The sequence below is a fragment of the Prevotella sp. CAG:592 genome (assembly GCF_000436015.1).
GTDB lineage: Bacteria > Bacteroidota > Bacteroidia > Bacteroidales > Bacteroidaceae > Prevotella > Prevotella pectinovora.
The window spans coordinates 22479-43089 of sequence record NZ_FR892588.1 but is presented as its reverse complement, the minus strand read 5'-3'; the positions used below and the strand labels follow the sequence as shown (position 1 = coordinate 43089).

At 50.3% G+C, this 20611-nt stretch carries 16 protein-coding genes and 1 pseudogene; 12 read left to right on the top strand and 5 right to left on the bottom strand.

Translation table 11 applies throughout. The annotated features are described in order from the left end of the window. Positions 1-96: 96 nt before the first annotated feature. The 3 genes from QVO99_RS06840 to QVO99_RS11095 all read right to left on the bottom strand — a co-directional run bounded on the left by QVO99_RS06840 (position 97) and on the right by QVO99_RS11095 (position 1887). Entirely contained in the window at positions 97-948 is an 852-nt protein-coding gene (locus tag QVO99_RS06840) for an OmpA family protein (RefSeq protein ID WP_022316861.1), read from the bottom strand. 169 nt (positions 949-1117) lie between these two features. Continuing rightward, positions 1118-1696: a PDDEXK nuclease domain-containing protein gene (locus QVO99_RS06835; RefSeq protein ID WP_288177027.1), complete on the bottom strand. Its 579-nt coding sequence runs from the start codon at positions 1694-1696 to the stop codon at positions 1118-1120. Next, positions 1672-1887 carry a DUF1016 N-terminal domain-containing protein gene (locus QVO99_RS11095; protein WP_369678107.1) on the bottom strand — a complete coding sequence of 72 codons (216 nt, stop codon included), beginning with the start codon at positions 1885-1887 and terminating at the stop codon, positions 1672-1674. The genes QVO99_RS06835 and QVO99_RS11095 overlap by 25 nt, the downstream gene beginning before the upstream one ends. 209 nt (positions 1888-2096) lie before the next feature. Here QVO99_RS11095 and QVO99_RS06830 point away from each other — a divergent pair, with 209 nt between their 5' ends. The 5 genes from QVO99_RS06830 (at position 2097) to QVO99_RS06810 (ending at position 9573) form a co-directional block, all read left to right on the top strand. After that, positions 2097-3248, top strand: coding sequence for an MFS transporter (locus QVO99_RS06830; protein WP_022316859.1), 1152 nt, complete (start codon positions 2097-2099; stop codon positions 3246-3248). Between the two features lie 504 nt (positions 3249-3752). Then, positions 3753-4193, top strand: a complete 441-nt coding sequence (locus QVO99_RS06825) for a hypothetical protein (RefSeq protein ID WP_022316858.1) — start codon at positions 3753-3755, stop codon at positions 4191-4193. 328 nt (positions 4194-4521) lie between these two features. Then, on the top strand, positions 4522-8310 hold the full coding sequence (purL, locus tag QVO99_RS06820) for a phosphoribosylformylglycinamidine synthase (protein WP_022316857.1): 3789 nt from the start codon (positions 4522-4524) through the stop codon (positions 8308-8310). A gap of 134 nt (positions 8311-8444) precedes the next feature. Continuing rightward, positions 8445-8987 carry a chromate transporter gene (locus tag QVO99_RS06815; protein ID WP_022316856.1) on the top strand — a complete coding sequence of 181 codons (543 nt, stop codon included), beginning with the start codon at positions 8445-8447 and terminating at the stop codon, positions 8985-8987. Positions 8988-8997: 10 nt separating this feature from the next. Continuing rightward, positions 8998-9573: a chromate transporter gene (locus tag QVO99_RS06810; RefSeq protein ID WP_022316855.1), complete on the top strand. Its 576-nt coding sequence runs from the start codon at positions 8998-9000 to the stop codon at positions 9571-9573. A gap of 63 nt (positions 9574-9636) precedes the next feature. Here the strand turns inward: QVO99_RS06810 and QVO99_RS06805 are convergent, their stop codons facing one another. Further along, positions 9637-10245, bottom strand: coding sequence for a phosphatase PAP2 family protein (locus tag QVO99_RS06805; RefSeq protein ID WP_022316854.1), 609 nt, complete (start codon positions 10243-10245; stop codon positions 9637-9639). Positions 10246-11267: 1022 nt separating this feature from the next. Here QVO99_RS06805 and QVO99_RS06800 point away from each other — a divergent pair. Continuing rightward, positions 11268-11558 carry a hypothetical protein gene (locus QVO99_RS06800; protein WP_022316853.1) on the top strand — a complete coding sequence of 97 codons (291 nt, stop codon included), beginning with the start codon at positions 11268-11270 and terminating at the stop codon, positions 11556-11558. A 116-nt stretch (positions 11559-11674) separates the two neighbouring features. Here QVO99_RS06800 and QVO99_RS06795 read toward each other — a convergent pair whose 3' ends face one another. After that, entirely contained in the window at positions 11675-13612 is a 1938-nt protein-coding gene (locus QVO99_RS06795) for a DEAD/DEAH box helicase (RefSeq protein ID WP_022316852.1), read from the bottom strand. Positions 13613-13800: 188 nt separating this feature from the next. On the opposite strand from QVO99_RS06795, the gene dut reads away from it, so the two are divergent. The 6 genes and pseudogenes from dut to sufC form a co-directional block, all read left to right on the top strand. Beyond that, entirely contained in the window at positions 13801-14238 is a 438-nt protein-coding gene (gene dut / locus QVO99_RS06790; protein ID WP_042517993.1) for a dUTP diphosphatase, read from the top strand. Further along, the gene (locus QVO99_RS06785; RefSeq protein ID WP_022316850.1) at positions 14235-16043 is read left to right on the top strand and encodes a tetratricopeptide repeat protein; all 1809 of its coding nucleotides are present in this window, start codon (positions 14235-14237) and stop codon (positions 16041-16043) included. Before dut ends, QVO99_RS06785 begins: the two co-directional genes overlap by 4 nt. Beyond that, complete coding sequence (locus QVO99_RS06780) at positions 16040-16972, top strand: DUF4292 domain-containing protein (RefSeq protein WP_022316849.1); 933 nt, start codon at positions 16040-16042, stop codon at positions 16970-16972. Before QVO99_RS06785 ends, QVO99_RS06780 begins: the two co-directional genes overlap by 4 nt. Positions 16973-17016: 44 nt before the next feature. Beyond that, entirely contained in the window at positions 17017-18660 is a 1644-nt protein-coding gene (locus QVO99_RS06775) for a murein hydrolase activator EnvC family protein (RefSeq protein ID WP_022316848.1), read from the top strand. Between the two features lie 342 nt (positions 18661-19002). Continuing rightward, positions 19003-20451, top strand: a complete 1449-nt coding sequence (gene sufB / locus QVO99_RS06770; protein ID WP_288177026.1) for a Fe-S cluster assembly protein SufB — start codon at positions 19003-19005, stop codon at positions 20449-20451. Between the two features lie 44 nt (positions 20452-20495). Then, positions 20496-20611, top strand: a pseudogene (gene sufC / locus QVO99_RS06765) (Fe-S cluster assembly ATPase SufC); the annotation flags it as partial.

The following is a 20611-nucleotide window of genomic DNA, read 5'->3' as shown; positions in this document are numbered from 1 at the left end:
TAGACAATGCTCGTGCCGAGCATACAACTATAAAAAGCGTACCAGCCTTTGCAGACCGGTACGCTTTTTATGGTATGTTCAATGATATAAGAATCCTTACTTCTCCTCCGGAGCCTTGTCGATGAGGTCCATAAACTGGTCGAGCTTAGGAGTGATGATGATCTGAGTGCGGCGGTTGCGCTGCTTTGCAACATCAGAATTGTTGTTGGTGATAGGGTTATACTCGCCACGTCCACCGGCTGTGAGACGCTTAGGATCTACACCATACTGGTTCTGCAAAGCCTGAACCACGCTTGAGGCGCGCAGACAAGAGAGGTCCCAGTTGTTGCGGATGTTCTTCATCGAAGCGGCGCTGCTGTTCACAGGCACATTGTCGGTGTTACCCTCGATGAGCACGTCGTAGTCTTTGTAGTCCTTGATGATCTTGGCGATTTTGCTCAGAGTCTCGGCAGCACGGTCGTTGATTTCATAGCTACCGCTCTTGTAGAGCATGTTGTCGGCAAGCGAGATGTAAACGACGCCCTTCAGCACCTGCACGTCAACCTCCTTCATCTCCTCCTTGCTCAGCGAACGGGTGAGGTTGTTTGTCAGCACCATGTTGAGAGAGTCGCTCTTGCTCTTCACCTCAACGAGGTGACGGATATACTGGTTAGACTCGTTGATCTGGTCTACGAGCTTCTCGATGCTGATATTGTTCTGTCCCGCATTTGCCAAGCTCTTGTCGAGCGAACCCTGCAGGGCAGCATAGTCTTTCTTTGCCTGGGCGAGCTGGTCTTCAAGGCTTGCCACGCGAGCGCGGCTTGCAGCGAGCTGCTCCTTGGAATCCTGATAGTTCTTTGTCAGCTCCTTATTCTCGTTCTGACAGTTCTCAAGGTCTTTCTTGCTGGCACAGCTACCCAACACGAGACAGCCAACAGCAAATGTCATAGCTAAAATTTTCTTGTTCATAGTTATTTTCCTTTCTTTTTTTGTTATCAATGTTTTGTGGCTTTCCCATCCCTCTAAAGGCCTCAACGGGGGATGACACGGGAATCGCGCCACGAATTTATTAATAAAGACGTGCATAACCGCTTTTTATTTACTCCACTTAAAACATTTTAACCTGAAAGCGATTAAGTTATCGTATATTAACCAAAAAAAGGAGGTCTATAAAATATTCCTTGTCATCAACGATTAATCTATACTGGTTGCCCATATAAGAGAAGTCGGCACCAAGAGCCATGATAAACCGCTTTATATTTTCAACGATCTTGGTTTCCACTTTGTGCTCATCCCATTCATCTACATCATCAATCTCTATGAAATCAAGTTTGTAGTTCTTGCGAAACGCCCTCATTGCCTTTTGTTTCTGTTCGCCATCATGCAAAGTTACAGCAAAATTATTGGGCATTGTGCCTTCCTTCAAATACAGTTGCTCACGTATATTATATTTAAGTTTGTCAACACTCCAAAACTCACTTGCAACACGCCTTATATAAAAAAGACGTTCATTAATTGACTCTGATCGTCTAAGTATCTCATAATGATGGGTAAACTGCACTGTAAGGAAAGCTTCCAGTGTTGCTTTATCAAATTGGTCAGTTATTAACTGACCAATTGTTATTTCATCATTGTCTGCCGAAACAGGTGAGATTTTATTTGATGTTACACTATTATTCCCTTTAAAGAATATTATTCCAAAAAAACTCTTTTCCATCCTTCATAAAACACACACATTTTCTTTAGGTTGCTTTTTGTAAAGCCCCTAAGTCCCGGCAATTCCTGTTGTAGCTGTGAAGAAATCGTATCAAGAACTTTATCACCCCAATGTGAGGTTTGTTTACGACATGATATATATCCACCGATGGAATAATTCAAGGCCAAAGAATCCTTGTTGGCTTGAATCATCACCTTACGCCTCGTTTGCAGAATAATAGCCGGTACCTTCACGTGTCTTTGAGGATAATGGGCGACACGGGAAAACATTCTTCTGCCTGGTGCCTCGTTTTTGATAGTTTTGTCGTAATTTTGCAGCCGGTAAGAAGACAGCGCCCTGAAAACGACAACAAACTACTGCCGGGGCGGAATGCAAAATCGGATAACAACAACAAAAGACAATGAAAAAGAGTTTGATTGCCCTTGCCTTCGGAACGCTGGCACTGGGAATGACGGAGTTTGTGATGATGGGCATCCTGGCCGACGTTGCCAATGCACTGGGCATAACCATTCCGCAGGCCGGACATCTGGTGTCGGCATACGCCCTGGGAGTGACCTGCGGCGCACCGCTGCTTGCCGTGGCGAAACAGTTCCGGCCCAAGAGCATACTGCTGTTTCTGGTATGCCTGATATTCATCGGAGCGCTGATATCATCGGTGGCACAGAGCTATGAGATGCTGCTCGTGGCGCGTTTCATCTCCGGACTCCCCCATGGAGCATACTTCGGAGTGGCGTCTATCGTTGCCGTGCGCCTTGCCGATGAGGGTCACAAGACGGGTGCCGTGTCTACGATGATTGCCGGCATGACGGTGGCAAACCTGCTGGGAGTGCCGCTCGAAACGGCGCTCAGCGCCCACATCTCATGGCGCATGCCGTTTATAATCATATCTTTCTACTCGCTGCTCGTGATATATTATATATGGAAATGGGTGCCTCAGCTGGAGGTGACACCCAGCAACGGATACAAGGGACAGTTCCGCTTTCTGAAGGCCGGTGCACCGTGGCTCATTCTCGGTGCCACGATGCTCGGCAACGGCGGCGTGTTCTGCTTCTACAGCTACGTCACCCCGATACTGACCAGCGACGGCGGCATACCATACGAATATATGTCGGCGATAATGATTCTCGCCGGTTTCGGCATGGTGGTGGGCAATCTCGTCAGCGGAAAGCTCAGCGACCGCTACACTCCGGGCAGGGTGGCCACGGCGATGATGCTGTTTGCCGCCACATCACTGATGTCGGTATTCATCTTCGCCCACAACGGCTGGGTGGCAGCAGCGTTCACCGTGTTCTCGGTGCTCAGCATGTTCGCCATGAGCAGTCCGCAGCAGTATCTCATCCTCAAACACGCTCCCGGCGGCGAGATGCTCGGCGGCGCCTGCATACAGATGGCGTTCAATATGGGAAACGCCGTGGGGGCTTTCCTTGGCGGACTGCCTATAGCGGCAGGTCTCGACGACAGGTATGCGGCGATTGTGGGAGCTCCGATGGCACTTGGTGCGGCTGTGCTGATGACGGCGTTTTGTGTAAAGTATGAAAAGAACAAAGTCTGAACATCATACTTTTACCTGTTTCCCAAGACAGAATGACGATACTTGAGTCTCAATGTTTTTTATGAGTAATAGTTGCCCATATCGCTGAATCTCAGCAAAATCGAGAATTTCTGAAAAACTGTCAGATTGTCTGGTTTTTTACTGTAATATTCTGACAAACAGAAAGTTAACCGTCTGGCGATTGTCAGGCAATTGTCTGGATGGTTTACTGATAAGAGGAATTGTCAGATGGATGGAATTGCATGCGTTGGCAGAACTCCGTAAATGGGAATGTATCGGGCAGGTATCGGAAACCAAATCTGCCCATCCGGGGCAAGCAGCGTGCCCATGATGAGAAAGCAGCTTACCCCAGTTGGGCAAGCAGCGTGCCCAATTTTAACCAGAATCGGTCATTAGAATTAAGCATGCACTAAATTGATTCCGCCAACGGGTTATCCTGTTAAGGATATTGACTGGTTTAATAATTTAAGGCTTAAAATGGCCAATTCTCTATATTAAAAGAAGATGAAAAATATATTTATTGCATTCTTTATTTTCACAATAATTAGTTGTTGCAGCTGGTCTACGACAATATGTGTTATAAACAAGTCAAGAAATAATTATCTTGGATGTTATTCCTATACCGATTCTTTTGGCAATAACAATATGGGGTATGACAATATTGCAGAATTTGACACATGCAAGCAGAAATCACTTGAATGGCTTAGATTTGCACATAAATATTGTCACAAAGGCGATACTTTATATTTAAAATTCCAAACACGAAGTCTTGACGAGATTTTTGAAAAATCAATAGACGGGAAAGTACGTTTCTTTTTTATCAAGGATAGTGTCTATCTGAATACCCCTTGGGATTCAATCGTAAAATATCAAATATGTGATAAAAAATATATATTCAACAAAAAAGAATTTAATCAGATCGGGCAGAAGATTGTATTAAAGTAATCAGAAATTACTGGAAACCATGGTAAATATACTATTTCATTAGTGTCCCGTTAAAATCAGGACACTAATGATGGAAAATATGAAAACAAGCATCCGATGATAGTTGTAGGTCTTGAAACAGAACGGAAGATGAAGGATTTTGGATTGAAAGGCATTGATTTTGATAATGTTTATGGCTGATAATGTATTATCAGGAAAATGTATATGGAGGAATAAAGCACATTTTCTTGCCGCCAAATGTTTCAGTCTGCAATATTTTTTTTACCTTTGCACGCATAACATTTGTTAGTAAGACAAACAAACATATTAAAAGATATCTATAAACGTTATGATTCTTTTTTTCAGAACTCCTTCAAAGAGCGTGATAGCAACACAGGTTGACCATCAGCTCGACAGCAATGAGATTAACGAACTTTGTTGGCTCTTCGGAGACGCCGTGCTCGAAAAGGCAGACAGCCTCGAGGGTTTCTTCGTGGGACCACGCCGTGAAATGATTACTCCTTGGAGTACGAATGCCGTTGAGATAACACAGAACATGAATCTCCACGGCATTTCGCGTATTGAGGAGTATTTCCCCGTGAGCTCGGCCGACGCTGACCACGACCCGATGCTGCAGCGCATGTACGACGGCATCGGACAGGACGTGTTCACCGTAAATCACGAGCCGGAGCCTATCAAGTGCATCGACAACCTCGAGGAGTATAACGAGCAGGAAGGTCTTGCCCTCTCGCCAGAGGAAATAGAATACCTGCACAAAATCGAGAAGCAGCTGGGCAGACCGCTGACCGACTCTGAGGTGTTCGGCTTCGCACAGATCAACTCGGAGCACTGCCGCCACAAGATTTTCGGCGGTGTGTTCATCATCGACGGCAAGGAGATGGAAAGCTCGCTCTTCGCCATGATCAAGAAGACGACAAAGGAGAACCCCAACAAGATTCTCTCGGCATACAAGGACAACGTGGCGTTCTCGCAGGGACCGGTTGTGGAGCAGTTCGCACCGGCAGACCAGTCTACGTCTGACTACTTCCAGGTGAAAGATGTGGAGAGCGTTATCTCGCTGAAGGCTGAGACACACAACTTCCCTACTACAGTGGAGCCTTTCAACGGTGCCGCTACGGGTACGGGCGGTGAGATCCGCGACCGTATGGGCGGCGGTGTAGGCTCATGGCCTATAGCCGGAACAGCCGTTTACATGACAGCCTATCCTCGTCTGAAGGAAGACGAGCTAAGCCTCAAGGCAAGCAAGGTGGCACGTGGCGAAGACGCCGCCAAGGAATACACCGGCGAGCGCGACTGGGAAGACATCATGCCGGTGAGAAACTGGCTGTATCAGTCGCCTGAGCAGATTCTCATCAAGGCATCAAACGGTGCTTCCGACTTCGGAAACAAGTTCGGCCAGCCGCTCATCTGCGGTTCGGTGCTCACATTCGAGCATCAGGAGCCTACCACTACCGACGAGGCAGAAACGAAATATGCCTACGACAAGGTGATCATGCTTGCCGGCGGTGTGGGCTACGGCACCAAGCGCGACTGTCTGAAGAAGGAACCACAGAAGGGCAACAAGGTTGTCGTTGTGGGTGGCGACAACTATCGCATCGGTCTCGGTGGAGGTTCGGTATCATCCGTTGACACAGGCCGCTACAGCAACGGCATCGAGCTGAACGCCGTACAGCGTGCCAACCCGGAGATGCAGAAGAGAGCCTACAACCTCGTGCGCGCTCTCTGCGAAGAGGACACCAACCCTGTTGTCAGCATCCACGACCACGGATCGGCAGGTCATCTGAACTGTCTGTCGGAGCTGGTTGAGGAATGTGGTGGACGCATCGACATGACCAAACTGCCTATCGGCGACAAGACGCTGTCGGCAAAGGAGATAATAGCCAACGAGAGCCAGGAGCGCATGGGACTGCTCATCGACGAGAAGCACATCGAACACGTGCGCAAGATTGCCGAGCGCGAGCGTGCTCCGCTGTATGTTGTCGGCGAGACTACCGGCGACGCACACTTCTCATTCGTGCAGGGCGACGGTGTGAAGCCTTTCGACCTGGATGTGGCTCAGATGTTCGGACACTCTCCTGTGACATACATGAACGACGTGACAGTGGAACACCACTATCAGGACGCCACATACTCTCTGAAGTCTATCGACGAATACGTGGAGCGTGTGCTCCAGCTGGAGTCGGTGGCATGCAAGGACTGGTTGACCAACAAGGTAGACCGCTCCGTTACCGGCAAAATCGCCCGTCAGCAGTGTCAGGGCGAGATACAGCTGCCACTCTCCGACTGTGGTGTAGTGGCTCTCGACTACCGCGGCCACAAGGGTATCGCAACAGCTCTCGGACACGCTCCGCAGGCTGGACTCGCCAACCCGGAGGCAGGTTCGGTATTGTCAGTGGCTGAATCACTGACCAACATTGTGTGGGCTCCGCTCGCCGACGGCATGGACAGCCTCAGCCTGTCGGCAAACTGGATGTGGCCCTGCCGCTCACAGAAGGGCGAGGACGCCCGTCTCTATGCTGCAGTGAAGGCGCTCAGCGACTTCTGCTGCGCTCTCCACATCAACGTGCCTACAGGAAAGGACTCTCTGTCGCTCTCTCAGCAGTATCCTAACGGCGAGAAGATCATCTCTCCGGGAACTGTCATCGTGACGAGCGGCGGCGAAGTGAGCGACGTGCGCAAGGTGGTATCGCCGGTGGTAGTGAACGACAAGAATTCTTCTATCTATCATATCTACTTCTCGTTCGACGAACTGATGCTCGGCGGAAGTGCTTTCGCACAGAGCCTCGGCAAGGTGGGCGACGACGTGCCTACGGTGAAGAACCCGGAGTATTTCTCCGATGCATTCAACGCCGTGCAGGAGATGATAAAGAGGGGCTGGATAATGGCAGGCCACGACATCAGCGCCGGTGGTCTCATCACCACACTGCTTGAGATGTGTTTCGCCAACGCCAAGGGCGGTATGCACATCAACCTGCACGACATAGCAGGCGACGACGTGGTGAAGATGCTTATGGCTGAGAACCCGGGAGTGGTGGTACAGATTTCTGACGACCACAAGCAGGAGTTCAAGGAATTCATGGACGAGGCAGGCGTAAGCTTCGCCAAGATCGGATACCCTACTCCAAAGGAGCGCACCATCACGGTGAAGGCTGGCGACTACAAGCATGAGTTCGACATCGACAAGCTGCGCGACGTATGGTATAAGACTTCTTATCTGCTCGACCGCGACCAGAGCATGAACGGATGTGCTGCAGAGCGCTACAACAACTATAAGGAGGAGAAGCTGGAGATGAAGTTCAACAAAGACTTCACCGGCAAGCTCGAGCAGTATGGCATCTCTGCCGACCGCCGCACGGCGTCTGGCGTGAAGGCTGCCATCATCCGCGAAAAGGGAACAAACGGTGAGCGCGAAATGGCTTACTCTCTGTATCTCGCCGGATTCGACGTGAAGGACGTGATGATGACCGACCTCGTGAGCGGCCGCGAGACTCTGGAGGATGTCAACATGATTGTGTTCTGCGGTGGATTCTCTAACTCCGACGTGCTCGGTTCTGCCAAGGGATGGGCAGGTGCATTCCTCTTCAACCCTAAGGCTAAGGAGGCACTAGACAAGTTCTATGCCCGTGAGGACACCCTGTCGCTCGGTATCTGCAACGGATGCCAGCTGATGGTGGAACTCAACCTCATCAACCCTGAGCACAAGCAGCGCGCACGCATGCTCCACAACAAGTCGCACAAGTTCGAGAGCAACTTCCTCTGTCTCACCATACCGGAGAACAACAGCGTGATGTTCAATACTCTGAGCGGCAACAAGCTGGGTATCTGGGTGGCCCACGGCGAGGGCAAGTTCTCGCTGCCTGAGGCTGAGTCGGAATACAATGTGATTGCCAAGTACAGCTACGCCGGATATCCTGGCAACCCTAACGGTTCGGACTACAACGTGGCTGGTATCTGCTCTAAAGACGGCCGCCATCTGGCTATGATGCCTCACTTGGAGCGTGCCATCTTCCCATGGCAGAACGCCTGGTATCCTGCCGACCGCCGCAACGACGACGTGACGCCATGGATCGAGGCATTCGTGAACGCACGCAAGTGGATTGAGAACAAGACGAAGTAAGAGGAAACGAATCTTACGGACGGAACCGCAGCGCGCGGAATGACCGCACTACGGTTCTACTGACATAAGGAAACGACAACCCTCCCCTCGAAGGCTAACACACTGAGGGGAGGGTTCTTTTAATAATACAAGATATGAACCTGTATCTGACCTTTTTCAAGACTTTCTTCAAGATAGGACTGTTCACCCTCGGTGGCGGATATGCCATGATTCCGATAATAGAGAAGGAAGTGGTGGACAACTACAAATGGATAAAGAGGGAAGACTTCATCGACATCATCGCCATAGCGCAGAGCTGTCCGGGAGTGCTCGCCATAAACATGAGCGTGTTTATCGGCTATAGGCTGAAGAAACTGCCCGGCGCCCTCGTGACGTGTCTTGCCACGGCTCTGCCTTCGTTTATCATCATACTGCTCATCGCGATGTTCTTCCATCAGTTTGAACACAACAAGGTGGTGGAGGCGATGTTCCGCGGAATACGCCCTGCCGTGGTGGCTCTCATTGCCGCCCCTACATTCAAGCTGGCGAAGTCGGCTAACGTTACGCTTAACAACTGCTGGATTCCGATCGGATGCGCCTTGGCGATATACCTAATGGGAATATCACCGATATTGATAATACTGCTCGCCGGAATATGCGGATATGTCTACGGACAATATATCAAGCCCACGGAATAATAATAATATTATGCTATACCTGAAACTATTCATAACGTTCTTCCAGATAGGACTCTTCGGATTTGGCGGCGGCTACGGTATGCTGTCGCTGATACAGACGGAGGTGGTACACAACCATCACTGGCTCACGACAGCGGAGTTTACCGACATCGTGGCGATAAGCCAGATGACACCGGGACCGGTGGGAATAAACTCGGCTACCTACTGCGGATACACGGCGGCACACAATGCCGGATACGGCGAGGGAATGTCGGTGCTCGGAAGCGTAACGGCAACGACGGCTCTGGTATTGCCGTCGCTGATACTGATGATACTGATAGCGAAGATGTTTCTGAAATATATGAGCACCACTCCCGTGCAGAGCGTGCTCAGCGGACTGCGTCCTGCCGTGGTGGGACTGCTCGGCGCTGCCACATTGCTGCTGCTGTCGAAAGAGAACTTCAGCACTCCCGACATCAACCCATGGCAGTTCAGCATCAGCTGCTTCCTGTTCATCGCCACTTTCATTGGCACATACTTCATAAAGATAAACCCGATAAAGATGATAGTATATGCAGCTTTTGCAGGACTGGTGCTGCTGTATTAACCCCAATCGGTCATTAGGGCTTTGTCTGATGACCGATTCGGGTTTACTATTGTCCGCCTCCGGCTATAGCTTTATCACCATAGCCAGACCATCGGGCGACACACCAATCTGCACCTTCTGTTCATCGTCGGCTGGCTCCACGCCGTCAACCTTCTTTTTCTTCTTTCCGGCAATCTTCTCCACTATCCAATAGCCAGCCTCGGCAGACAGATAACCGATTGCCGCTCCTGCCGCCACGTCTCCCCAATGATGACGGTTGCGACGCACGCGGTCTACTGCCGTTGCCGTAGCCACTGCATATCCTGCAACGCTGATCCAGGGACTCACCTTGCCATATTCCTTATGCAGCACCGTAGCGCCACAGAAAGCCACTGCCGTGTGACCAGAAGGGAAAGAACGGTTGTCTGTGCCGTCGGGACGGCGTGAGTGGATAGTATGCTTCAGAGCGTATGTCGTGCCGGCACAAAGAAGGAAAGTGGCTCCAGACTTGTATATGCGCTGTTCCCACGAACTGCGGCTCGGCACGCCAGCCATCTTGAGGATAAACGAAGCTGCCATCGGAGTATATTGCAACATATCATCGATACCGTCGCCGTGGTATCTTTTGTCTTGTGCCGTAGCGCCAAGGCAGACGCTGACGGCAAAGAATAGTAAGATCAGTCTATTTTTCATGTCGGCAAAGGTAGTGCAAAAAACTGATTAAGCGAGAGAAATGGGAATTTATTCACATTTCCGAGCGAGAAGTTTTTATCCAAATCGAGAGCAATGCAAAATAAATTCATTAATTTTCATTGCCGGGATGCTACATACCAATATATATGAATAAAATAAGCCCGGCACAATACCGGGCTCATTATTACAAAGAAGTTGATCAGATATTTATCTTACCACGATTTTCTTGCGCCAGTTCACCGACTATTAGCATAGACTCAGGTGACTGCGGCAGTATAATCTTTCTGTTGATTAAACTCAAAATACAAACAAGGTCTAATGACCGATTTGGATTAAAATTGGGCACGGTGGTTGCCCAACTGGGGCAACGTGCTTGCCCATCATGGGCAACGTGCTTGCCCCTGTTGGGCAGATTTGGTTTCCGATACCTACCCATTTACGGAGTTCAGCCAACGCATGCAATTCCATCCATCTGACAATTCCTCTTATCAGTAAACCATCCAGACAATTGCCTGACAATCGCATGACAGTCAACTATCTGTATGTCAGAATATTACAGCAGAAAACCAGACAATCTGACAGTTTTGACGATATTCCATGATTTATTTGCAAATCTCAATTATTTTTCCGAATATTGCAAAAACAACCTTAATTCATATCGTTATGTAAAAACATAAATGAATATTTCACAGAGTCTGCCACACAGTCTTCCAACGGCCGCAACCAGTACATGCGAGAAAGCATGTGCATCATAAAGAAGCCGAACGGAGAGGTGAAGACCTTCATCGTAGGCGACTCAATACTGACGAATGATAATCTGCGTAAACATTACTGATCATCACAAGCGGATGAGGAAAGAATAGAAATTTTCTGTTTATTCTCTAAATAAATATACACTTTGAAAGCAATAATGTTTACATTAATATTAAATAGTCATTAATTTACAAGTTTTTTAAACAACTTATCATTTAGGATACCTATTTTTGTAGTAGTTTTCTTATCAACTTAAAATATATGATGTTATGACTACTACCAGGGAAAATATCAGTGGAGTGATCAAGGTATTGGATGAATACATGATTCGCTCGGGAAAGGAAGAGATTAATGAAATGGAGGCTAACCGCGAACTTGCCAAAGCCGGACTGCTTGCCGACGAACAGGCTCACCCGGGAAGACCACTCAGAGAATGGTTTCGCAAACTGCGCGACTCCAACATCCTGCCTCAGAACATAAGGCAGAACTGTGGTGCTTGGACGATAAGGATATCGAGCACGATAGCCAAAAAGCCTACCATCGCCGGACTGTTCGGCTGACTGAATACAAATCGCCCCATCTTGAATGGCCATCGGTAAGACGAGGACCTATACAAGATGGGGCGAATTGTATCAATTAAGCTCCGCAGTATATTGTAATACAGAGAGAGAGAGTATCAGCTCTTCTTCGGACGACGACGTGCCCATCCCTCTTCAGAGAAGTCCGGCTCTTCGCCTACGAGCTTCACATCGTCTTGACGGAAGAACTGGCGCCAGTCGCTTTCATTGCCGTTGTCATTGAAACCACCGTTGTCCGCCTTGTTGTTCTTACGCTTTGATTTCTTCTCAAACTTACCGAAATCATCGTTTTCATCGTGTTTTTTCCTGCCTCTTGCGGTGCGGTCGGATGATTTTCCTGCCAGTCCTCGCGAGCCGCGTCCCGACTGCTTGCCGGCTGGGCGTCCGGTATCGTCAGCGTCATTACAGCGCACGCTGCGTCCCTTGTATGTAGTGCCGTCGATGGCACGCATCACCTTGGTGGCATCCTTCTCAGGCACCTCGATGTAGCAGATGCGGTCGAGCAGGTCGATATGTCCCACTTCCTGACGGCCCTTGATATTGCGGTTGAGGAACTGCATTATCTCTCCAGGATAGAAACCGTCGGTCTTGCCGAGATTGATGAAGAGTTTCTGGTATCCTGGCTCCGCCTTGTGTGGCTCGCGCTTGCCGCCTTCGCCGCGCTTACGGGTAGAGCGTTCCTTGCGGTCGCCACGGAATGATGCCGACGGCGGAAGAATCTCCGGAGCATCAGCATAATAGGCAAGGAACTTGCCGAACTCCATGCTGACGATCTTCTTTATTATATCCTCCTTGTCTACATATTCAAAATAGCGGTTGATGTCTGCCATGAACGGTTCGATCTCCTCCTCATTCACGTCGGCCTTCACTATCTGGTCCATCACCTTATAGAGCTGCTTCTTGCATATCTCTCCGGCTGTAGGAATCTTTCCCTCCACGAAATCTTTCTGTATCACCTTCTCTATGGCACGCATCTTTCCGCGCTCACGGGTATGGACGATGGCTATCGAAGTGCCGTTCTTGCCGGCTCTTCCCGTTCGTCCGCTTCGGTGGGTATAGCTCTCGATATCATCTGGCAGTCCGTAGTTTATTACGTGTGTCAGGTCGTCGACGTCGAGTCCGCGGGCTGCCACGTCGGTAGCCACGAGCAACTGCGTGAGGTGCTGACGGAACTTCTGCATCGTCAGGTCGCGCTGCTGCTGCGACAGGTCGCCATGCAGCGATTCGGCGTTGTATCCGTCGTGTATCAGTTTGTCGGCAATCTCCTGGGTCTCTTTCTTCGTGCGGCAGAAGATGATAGCGTAAATCTTGGGATAGTAGTCCACGATACGCTTCAGGGCGAGATATTTGTCCTTTGCGTTTACCATATAGTATATGTGGCTCACGTGTTCGGCTCCCTCGTTGCGGCTTCCCACCACGATTTCCTTGGCGTCGTGTAGATAGTTCTGGGCTATCTTCTCTATCTCCTTGCTCATGGTGGCAGAGAAGAGCAGCGTGTTGCGGTCGCCCGACTCCATGCCGTCGAAGATTTCATTTATGCTCTCAGAGAATCCCATGTTCAACATCTCGTCTGCCTCGTCGAGCACCACGTTCTTCACGTTGTCGAGCTTCGCCGCACCGCGGTTCATCAGGTCGATGAGTCGTCCCGGTGTGGCTACGATCACCTGTGCACCGTGTCTGAGCGAGTGTATCTGGTTTTGTATCGACGTGCCGCCATACACCGGCACCACGTTGAGTCCGCCGATATATTTGCCGAAGTCATTCAGGTCGTCGGAAATCTGCAGGCATAGTTCGCGTGTCGGCGACAGGATGAGCGCCTGTGTGGAACGGTCGGATGGATCTATCTTCTGCAACACAGGTATACCGTATGCTGCCGTCTTGCCCGTTCCGGTCTGGGCGAGGGCGACGACGTCGTTTTTGTTTCCAAGCAAATAGGGGATCACTTCTTCCTGTACTGGCATGGGCGATTCAAAGCCCAGTTCTGCGATGGCGCGGCGAATCTCTTCGCTGACACCAAGTTCTTCAAATGTCTTCAAATTAAATACGTATTTATGATTTGGTTTGCCCAAAATGTGGCAGCCCTTTGGAATTCGGGCGCTAAGTTACTAATAATTTGCGAATTACGCATCGTTTCGATACGGCAAAGATTGGATATTAGTTGAAAAACGCTAAATTATTGACTTATATGGCGTTTATTTATAAGGAAATGGTTATTTTTGCAGTTATGATTAAAATTAAGATAATAAACAAGGGACATCACCCACTGCCCGAATATGCCACGCCTCTGAGCGCCGGCATGGACCTGAGAGCAAACATCGACGAACCGATAACGCTGAAGCCGATGCAGCGGATGCTGGTTCCTACAGCGCTGTATATGGCGCTGCCGGCCGGCTATGAGGCACAGATAAGACCGAGAAGCGGACTGGCTCTGAAGCATGGCATCACGGTGCTCAACACTCCGGGAACTATCGACGCGGACTACCGCGGCGAACTGAAGGTGCTGCTCGTGAACTTCTCCGACACCGACTTCATCGTGAACGATGGCGAGAGAATCGCACAGATGATTATCGCAAAGCACGAAAACGCTGATTTCATCGAAGTGGAGGAACTTGACGACACTGAAAGGGGAACCGGCGGATACGGACACACGGGAGTAAAATGACAATATCAAGACATACCACATTGATTACGATGGCGGCATTGCTGGGCGTTGCCACGCTCATAGGCTGCGGCACGGGGCGTACTGCCTCGGGCAACAAGACCATTGTCGCTGAAAACAGGACAAGCGACAAGGAGGCAAGCACACCATCCGCCGACACTTGTCTCAACACGAAACTGCGACTGCGCTATTTCTATGAGGAGGCGGCAAAGCAGCAAGCGCTCGGAAACTACGACGACGCATACATGCTGCTGCTCCACTGCAAGAGAATAGACCCTAATGCGGCAGAGGTGCATTATGCACTGTCTAACTACGACGAATCGCTGAACTCCAAGGAGATGGCTATCGCCGACATCAAAAGGGCGGCTGAGCTGAACCCCGACAACAACACATATCTAGAGAGGCTCGCCATGACATACATTAGCACCAAGGACTACGACAACGCGATAAAGTCTTACGAAAAACTGTATGCCGCCAACCCTGACCGCACGGAGGTGCTGGAAATTCTCCTCAAACTCTATAACGAGAAGAAGAACTACTCCAAGATGATAAACACGATGGAGAGGATGGAGCTTGCCGACGGCGAGAGCGAAAAGACGGTGCTCACCAAGATGCACATCTATTCCATGCAGGGAAAGACGAAAGAGGAATACAACACGCTGCGCAAATTCGTGGACCGATACCCTAACGACTTGTCGTATCAGGTGATGACAGCCAACTGGCTCCTGCAGCACGACAAGAAGAAGCAGGCTCTCTCGATACTGGAAAAGGTGTTGAAAGAGGAACCGGAAAATGAACTGGCGAAGCTATCGATGGTGGACTACTACAGGGCTGAAAAGCTCGATTCCATCGCAAATATCACAGAAGAGCAACTGCTCGTTTCTCCACAGACCGCCACGGACACGAAGGTAACGATACTGAGGAATATAATATCTAAGAGTGAGGATGCCGGCGGCGACAGCACCAAAATCCTGAACATCTTCAACAGACTGCTCTCTCATAAACAGAAAGACACGAAAATAGCCGAGATCTATGCTGCCTACGTGTCGCTGAAGAAGATGCCACAAGACAGTCTGGTGTCGGCGCTGAACAGGATTCTCGAAATCGAACCTGACAACAAGGGGGCGAGAATAGAACTCATACGCACGTTATGGGACAAGGAGGACAAGGACGAACTGATAAAGATCTGCAAACCGGCAGTGGAATATTGTCCCGATGAAATGGTGTTTTATTATTTCCTCGGCTTCGCATACATACAGAAGGAGGAGGACGAAAAGGCTCTCGACATATTCAGAAAGGGTGTGGCACAAGCCACCGACACGAGCGAACCGTCAATCGTTTCTGACATGTATGAATATATTGGAAACATCCTGCACGAAAAGGGTGACACCGACGGCGCCTACGCCGCATTCGACAGTTGTCTGCAATGGAAGGAGGACAATGTGGAATGCCTCAACAACTACGCCTATTACATCAGCGTGAGCGGAGGCGACCTCTCAAAGGCGGAGCACATGAGCTACAAGACGGTGAAGGCGGAACCTACAAACAGTACGTTCCTCGACACCTATGCCTGGGTGCTCTTCTGCATGGAGAGATATGCCGAAGCGCAGATTTACATCGAACAGGCGATTGCCAACGACACCACAAACAGCGATGTGCTGCTCGACCATGCCGGCGACATATATATAAAGCTCGGCGAGACGGACAAGGCTATAGAAATGTGGAAAAAGGCAATAAGTGCCGGAGGCGATGCGCAAGCGATAGAACAAAAGATCAGATACAAGAAATATATCCCAACGGAAAAATGAGAAAATACGGTAAATTCACAATCCTCTGTGTGGCATTGACTATAGCCGCACTCACTACATCATGCGGAACGAAGAAGGCTGTCACCAATGACGGCGCTGATATAAGGAAAACTACGACAACCGCCGCCGGCAACTCCCACGGCAAGAACGCCAAGAGCGAAAGGGCGATGGAAACGGCAAAGATGGACTTCCTGAGAAAGGTGACCGACAATGCGGCATACGCCAGAAACATCGTGTCGAAGATAAAGTTCACCATGAACACGGGCAGCAAAGAAATCACCGTGGCCGGATCGCTACACATGAGAAAGGACGAGGTGATAAGAATACAGCTCACTCCATTCGGCATCATGGAGGCAGGAAGACTGGAATTCACAAAAGACTACGTGCTTCTCGTGGACAGAATACACAAGGAATACGTGAAGACCTCGTATGACAGCGTGGATTTCCTTCAGCGCAACGGACTCGACTTCTATGCGCTGCAGGCATTGTTCTGGAACCAGCTTTTCGTGCCTGGAACACAAAAAACCACGGATTCATCGCTGAAAAACTTCAACGTGACGCTCAATGTCGGGGCTTCCAACAGCAACCACGTGGCGCTCGCCTACAACAAGATGTCATACGAATGGACTGCCGACCCGAACACGGCTCTGATTAATTCGGTGAAGGCAAATTATAACGCCAACAAAAGCGATGCGGCATCGGTGACATGCAGATATTCTAACTTCAAGCCACTCGGTACGAAGAAATTCCCTACCGACATCCTCCTGACAATGAGCACCAAGGCGGTGCGCAACGCCAACAAGATGTCGCTCCGTCTGCAACTCAACTCTCTGGACACCGACGACAAATGGGAGGCAAAAACAACGGTTTCATCGAAATACAAGCAGGTGAGCGTTGAGGATATCATGAACCAGTTGGGCGGACTGTAGGAGGATTGGATAAACAAAAAAAAGATAAGATATACCAAAGGAAAATGTATCGTTTAATCATTTTAATATTGGCTCTCACCGTGGCGAACATGCCGTTTGCCACCTCTGACGCACAGACGAAGAAGAAGACCACGACGACTGCCGTGGCCAAGAAGAAACCCGTACGCAAAGCCTCCACTGCGGCTAAAGGCGGGAAAAGGACTGCGGCAAAAGGCGGAAAGAAACGCACCGCAAAGGGAAAAAAGAAACCCACATACACAAATGCATCGATACGCGGACTGCAGAACCAGCGCGCGGCTGTTCAGAAGCAGATTCGCGAACAGGAACAGAAGCTGCGTGCCAACATGGCTGACGTGAAGAAACGACTCGACGACCTCATGACCATCAACGGCGAGATTGACCAGCACCAGAAGACAATCGACGGCATACAGAAGGATATCACCCATATCGAAGGTAACATCTCTATGCTGAAAGCACAGCTGTCTACCCTGGAACAGCAGCTCGACGACCGAAAGGCGAAATACATCAAGTCGATGCGCTACCTGGCAAGAACCCGTACGATACAAGACAAACTGATGTTCATCTTCAGCGCCAACAGTCTCACACAGATGTATCGCCGACTGAGATTCGTAAGGGAATACGCCGCATACCAGCGTGCCCAGGGCGAGATGGTGAAGAACAAGCAGAACCAGATAACCAACAAGCACAAGCAGCTGGAGACCGTGAAGGGCGAGAAGAACACAATGCTCTATAAGGGACAGCAGGAGAAGACTGCACTGCAAGGAAAGCAGACAGAGCAGCAGAAAATGGTGAACTCGCTGCAGAAACAGCAGAAGACGATACAGGCCATAATCAACGAACAGCGCAAGAAGGACGCTGCGCTGAACTCACAGATTGACCGTCTCATCGCCGAAGAGGTGGCTAAGGCGAAAGCGCGTGCCGAAGCGGAAGCAAGACGCAAGGCTGCCGCTGCCGCAGAGGCGAAGCGCAAACGTGAGGCTGAACTGGCACGCAAGAAGGCGGAAGCGGAGGCGGCAGCCAGAGAGAACGCCCGTCGCATCAAGGAGGCAAAGGAGCGTGAGGCTCGTCTCAAGGCGGAGGCTGCGAAGGCGGCTGCCGAGAAGAGGGATGCCGAGGCGCGTGCCAAGGCGGAGGCGGCTGCCCGCAGGGCGGAAGCTGACCGTGAGGCGGCTGAGCGCAAGGCGGCTGCCGACAAGAGGAGACACGACTCTGAGGTGGCAAAGGCAAACGAAGAGAACAGGGTGGCTGCGTCGGTGAGCAGCGCTGACCGTGCGCTGAACCATAATTTCGAGAGCAACCGCGGTCGTCTGCCTATGCCGGCATCGGGCCGCATCATCACACATTACGGACAGTATAACGTGGAGGGTCTCAGCAACGTGAGACTCGACAGCAAGGGCATCAACATAAAGTGTGGCGCCGGAGCCGGCGTGAGGTCGATATTCAACGGCGAGGTGAGCAAGATCTTCACCGTGATGGGTGTGAAGGGCGTAATGATACGCCACGGACAGTATATCTCGGTATATTGCAACCTGTCTTCAGTCAACGTACACGTCGGTCAGAGCGTGTCCACCGGACAGTCGATTGGAGCAGTGGACGGCAACGGCGTGTTGCAGTTCCAGCTACACAAAGGATTCACAAAACTCAACCCGGAGGCTTGGTTGAGATGACACAGCATACCGTTTCCTTATCCCATGCTGATTGGTGTGGGATAAGGAAACTTTTTCATCTTGCCGTATTATTCCGCTTTTCTAAAGCTGGCGAGTCGGTCAGCACAGATTCTACCCTACCCTTATTTTCATCTCTAACCCCAACCCGCAAATCTATTGCCCCATTCACCCACAATAGGTCATTATGACTGAAAAGTGCGACTGAAAAAGAGGAAAAAGCACCGGATATCAGAAAGTGTGTCGGCAAAGTGGTAAAAAATCATCAAACGCTGCAAATAAAGAGGCAATAATTAGTAACTTTGCAAATTCAACATATAATAATGTGTGAACATCAAAAGAAGTATGGAAACTAAAGATACAAAAAACGAGTTTGTAAAGCAGGTGGCAGAGCAGAAATATGAGTTCGGCTTCACCACCGACGTGCACACAGACGTCATCGAGAACGGTCTGAACGAGGACATCGTGAGACTCATCTCAAAGAAGAAGGGCGAACCGGAATGGATGCTCGAATTCAGACTGCGGGCATACAACTACTGGAAGACGCTCGAACAGCCAACATGGGGACACGTGAAATTGCCGGAGATTGACTATCAGGCAATATCGTACTATGCCGACCCGCTGGCAAAGAAACCAGTGAACAAGGAGATTGACCCGGAGCTGATGAAGACCTTCGACAAGCTGGGTATTCCCCTCGAAGAGCGTCTGGCGCTGAGCGGAGTGGCAGTGGATGCCATCATGGACTCCGTGTCGGTGAAGACCACCTATAAGGCGAAACTCGCCGAGAAGGGTATAATATTCAGTTCTATCGGCGAGGCGATAAAGGAGCACCCCGACCTGGTGAAGGAATATCTGGGAAGCGTGGTGCCATACCGCGACAACTATTTCGCCGCCCTCAACAGTGCCGTGTTCAGCGACGGTTCGTTTGTTTTCATCCCCAAGGGAGTGAGATGTCCGATGGAGCTGAGCTCTTATTTCAGAATCAACGCGAGAAACACGGGACAGTTTGAGCGCACGCTTATAATCGCTGAAGACGATGCCTACGTGTCGTATCTGGAGGGCTGCACAGCACCGATGAGAGACGAGAACCAGCTGCATGCCGCCATAGTGGAAATCATCGTGAAGGACAATGCGGAGGTGAAATACTCTACCGTGCAGAACTGGTATCCGGGCGATGAGAACGGAAAGGGCGGCGTGTTGAACCTCGTGACGAAGCGCGGCGACCTGCGCGGAGTGAACTCCAAACTATCCTGGACACAGGTGGAGACGGGTTCGGCAATAACATGGAAATATCCGTCGTGCGTATTGCGCGGCGACAACTCGCAGGCTGAGTTCTACAGTGTTGCCGTGACGAACAACTACCAGGAGGCTGACACGGGCACCAAGATGATACACATCGGAAAGAACACCAAGAGCACCATCATCAGCAAGGGTATATCTGCCGGACACAGCCAGAACTCATACCGCGGACTGGTGCGCGCCACGGCGAACGCCGAAAACGCCCGCAACTACTCATCGTGCGACTCACTGCTGCTGGGCAGCGACTGCGGAGCGCACACTTTCCCGTATATGGACATCCACAACGACTCGGCAGTGGTGGAACATGAGGCAACGACGAGCAAGATAAGCGAGGAGCAGCTCTTCTACTGCAACCAGCGCGGCATACCGACAGAACAGGCTATAGGACTGATAGTAAACGGATATGCCAAGGAGGTGCTCAACAAGCTCCCGATGGAGTTTGCCGTGGAGGCACAGAAGCTGCTGAGCGTATCGCTCGAAGGCACCGTGGGATAATGACTTGCAAAAAACATAAGGAAACAAAAAGAAAGAACGATAATATGTTAGAGATAAAAAACCTGCACGCCAAGATCGGCGACAAAGAGATACTTAGAGGCATCAACCTTACGGTGAAGGACGGTGAGACCCACGCCATAATGGGACCTAACGGTTCGGG

Excerpts from the sequence above, each read along its gene's own strand:
- QVO99_RS06840 (WP_022316861.1), bottom strand. The coding sequence starts at position 948 with ATGAACAAGAAAATTTTAGCTATGACATTTGCTGTTGGCTGTCTCGTG.
- QVO99_RS06835 (WP_288177027.1), bottom strand. The coding sequence starts at position 1,696 with ATGGAAAAGAGTTTTTTTGGAATAATATTCTTTAAAGGGAATAATAGT.
- QVO99_RS11095 (WP_369678107.1), bottom strand. The coding sequence starts at position 1,887 with ATGATTCAAGCCAACAAGGATTCTTTGGCCTTGAATTATTCCATCGGT.
- QVO99_RS06830 (WP_022316859.1), top strand. The coding sequence starts at position 2,097 with ATGAAAAAGAGTTTGATTGCCCTTGCCTTCGGAACGCTGGCACTGGGA.
- QVO99_RS06825 (WP_022316858.1), top strand. The coding sequence starts at position 3,753 with ATGAAAAATATATTTATTGCATTCTTTATTTTCACAATAATTAGTTGT.
- purL (WP_022316857.1), top strand. The coding sequence starts at position 4,522 with ATGATTCTTTTTTTCAGAACTCCTTCAAAGAGCGTGATAGCAACACAG.
- QVO99_RS06815 (WP_022316856.1), top strand. The coding sequence starts at position 8,445 with ATGAACCTGTATCTGACCTTTTTCAAGACTTTCTTCAAGATAGGACTG.
- QVO99_RS06810 (WP_022316855.1), top strand. The coding sequence starts at position 8,998 with ATGCTATACCTGAAACTATTCATAACGTTCTTCCAGATAGGACTCTTC.
- QVO99_RS06805 (WP_022316854.1), bottom strand. The coding sequence starts at position 10,245 with ATGAAAAATAGACTGATCTTACTATTCTTTGCCGTCAGCGTCTGCCTT.
- QVO99_RS06800 (WP_022316853.1), top strand. The coding sequence starts at position 11,268 with ATGACTACTACCAGGGAAAATATCAGTGGAGTGATCAAGGTATTGGAT.
- dut (WP_042517993.1), top strand. The coding sequence starts at position 13,801 with ATGATTAAAATTAAGATAATAAACAAGGGACATCACCCACTGCCCGAA.
- QVO99_RS06785 (WP_022316850.1), top strand. The coding sequence starts at position 14,235 with ATGACAATATCAAGACATACCACATTGATTACGATGGCGGCATTGCTG.
- QVO99_RS06780 (WP_022316849.1), top strand. The coding sequence starts at position 16,040 with ATGAGAAAATACGGTAAATTCACAATCCTCTGTGTGGCATTGACTATA.
- QVO99_RS06775 (WP_022316848.1), top strand. The coding sequence starts at position 17,017 with ATGTATCGTTTAATCATTTTAATATTGGCTCTCACCGTGGCGAACATG.
- sufB (WP_288177026.1), top strand. The coding sequence starts at position 19,003 with ATGGAAACTAAAGATACAAAAAACGAGTTTGTAAAGCAGGTGGCAGAG.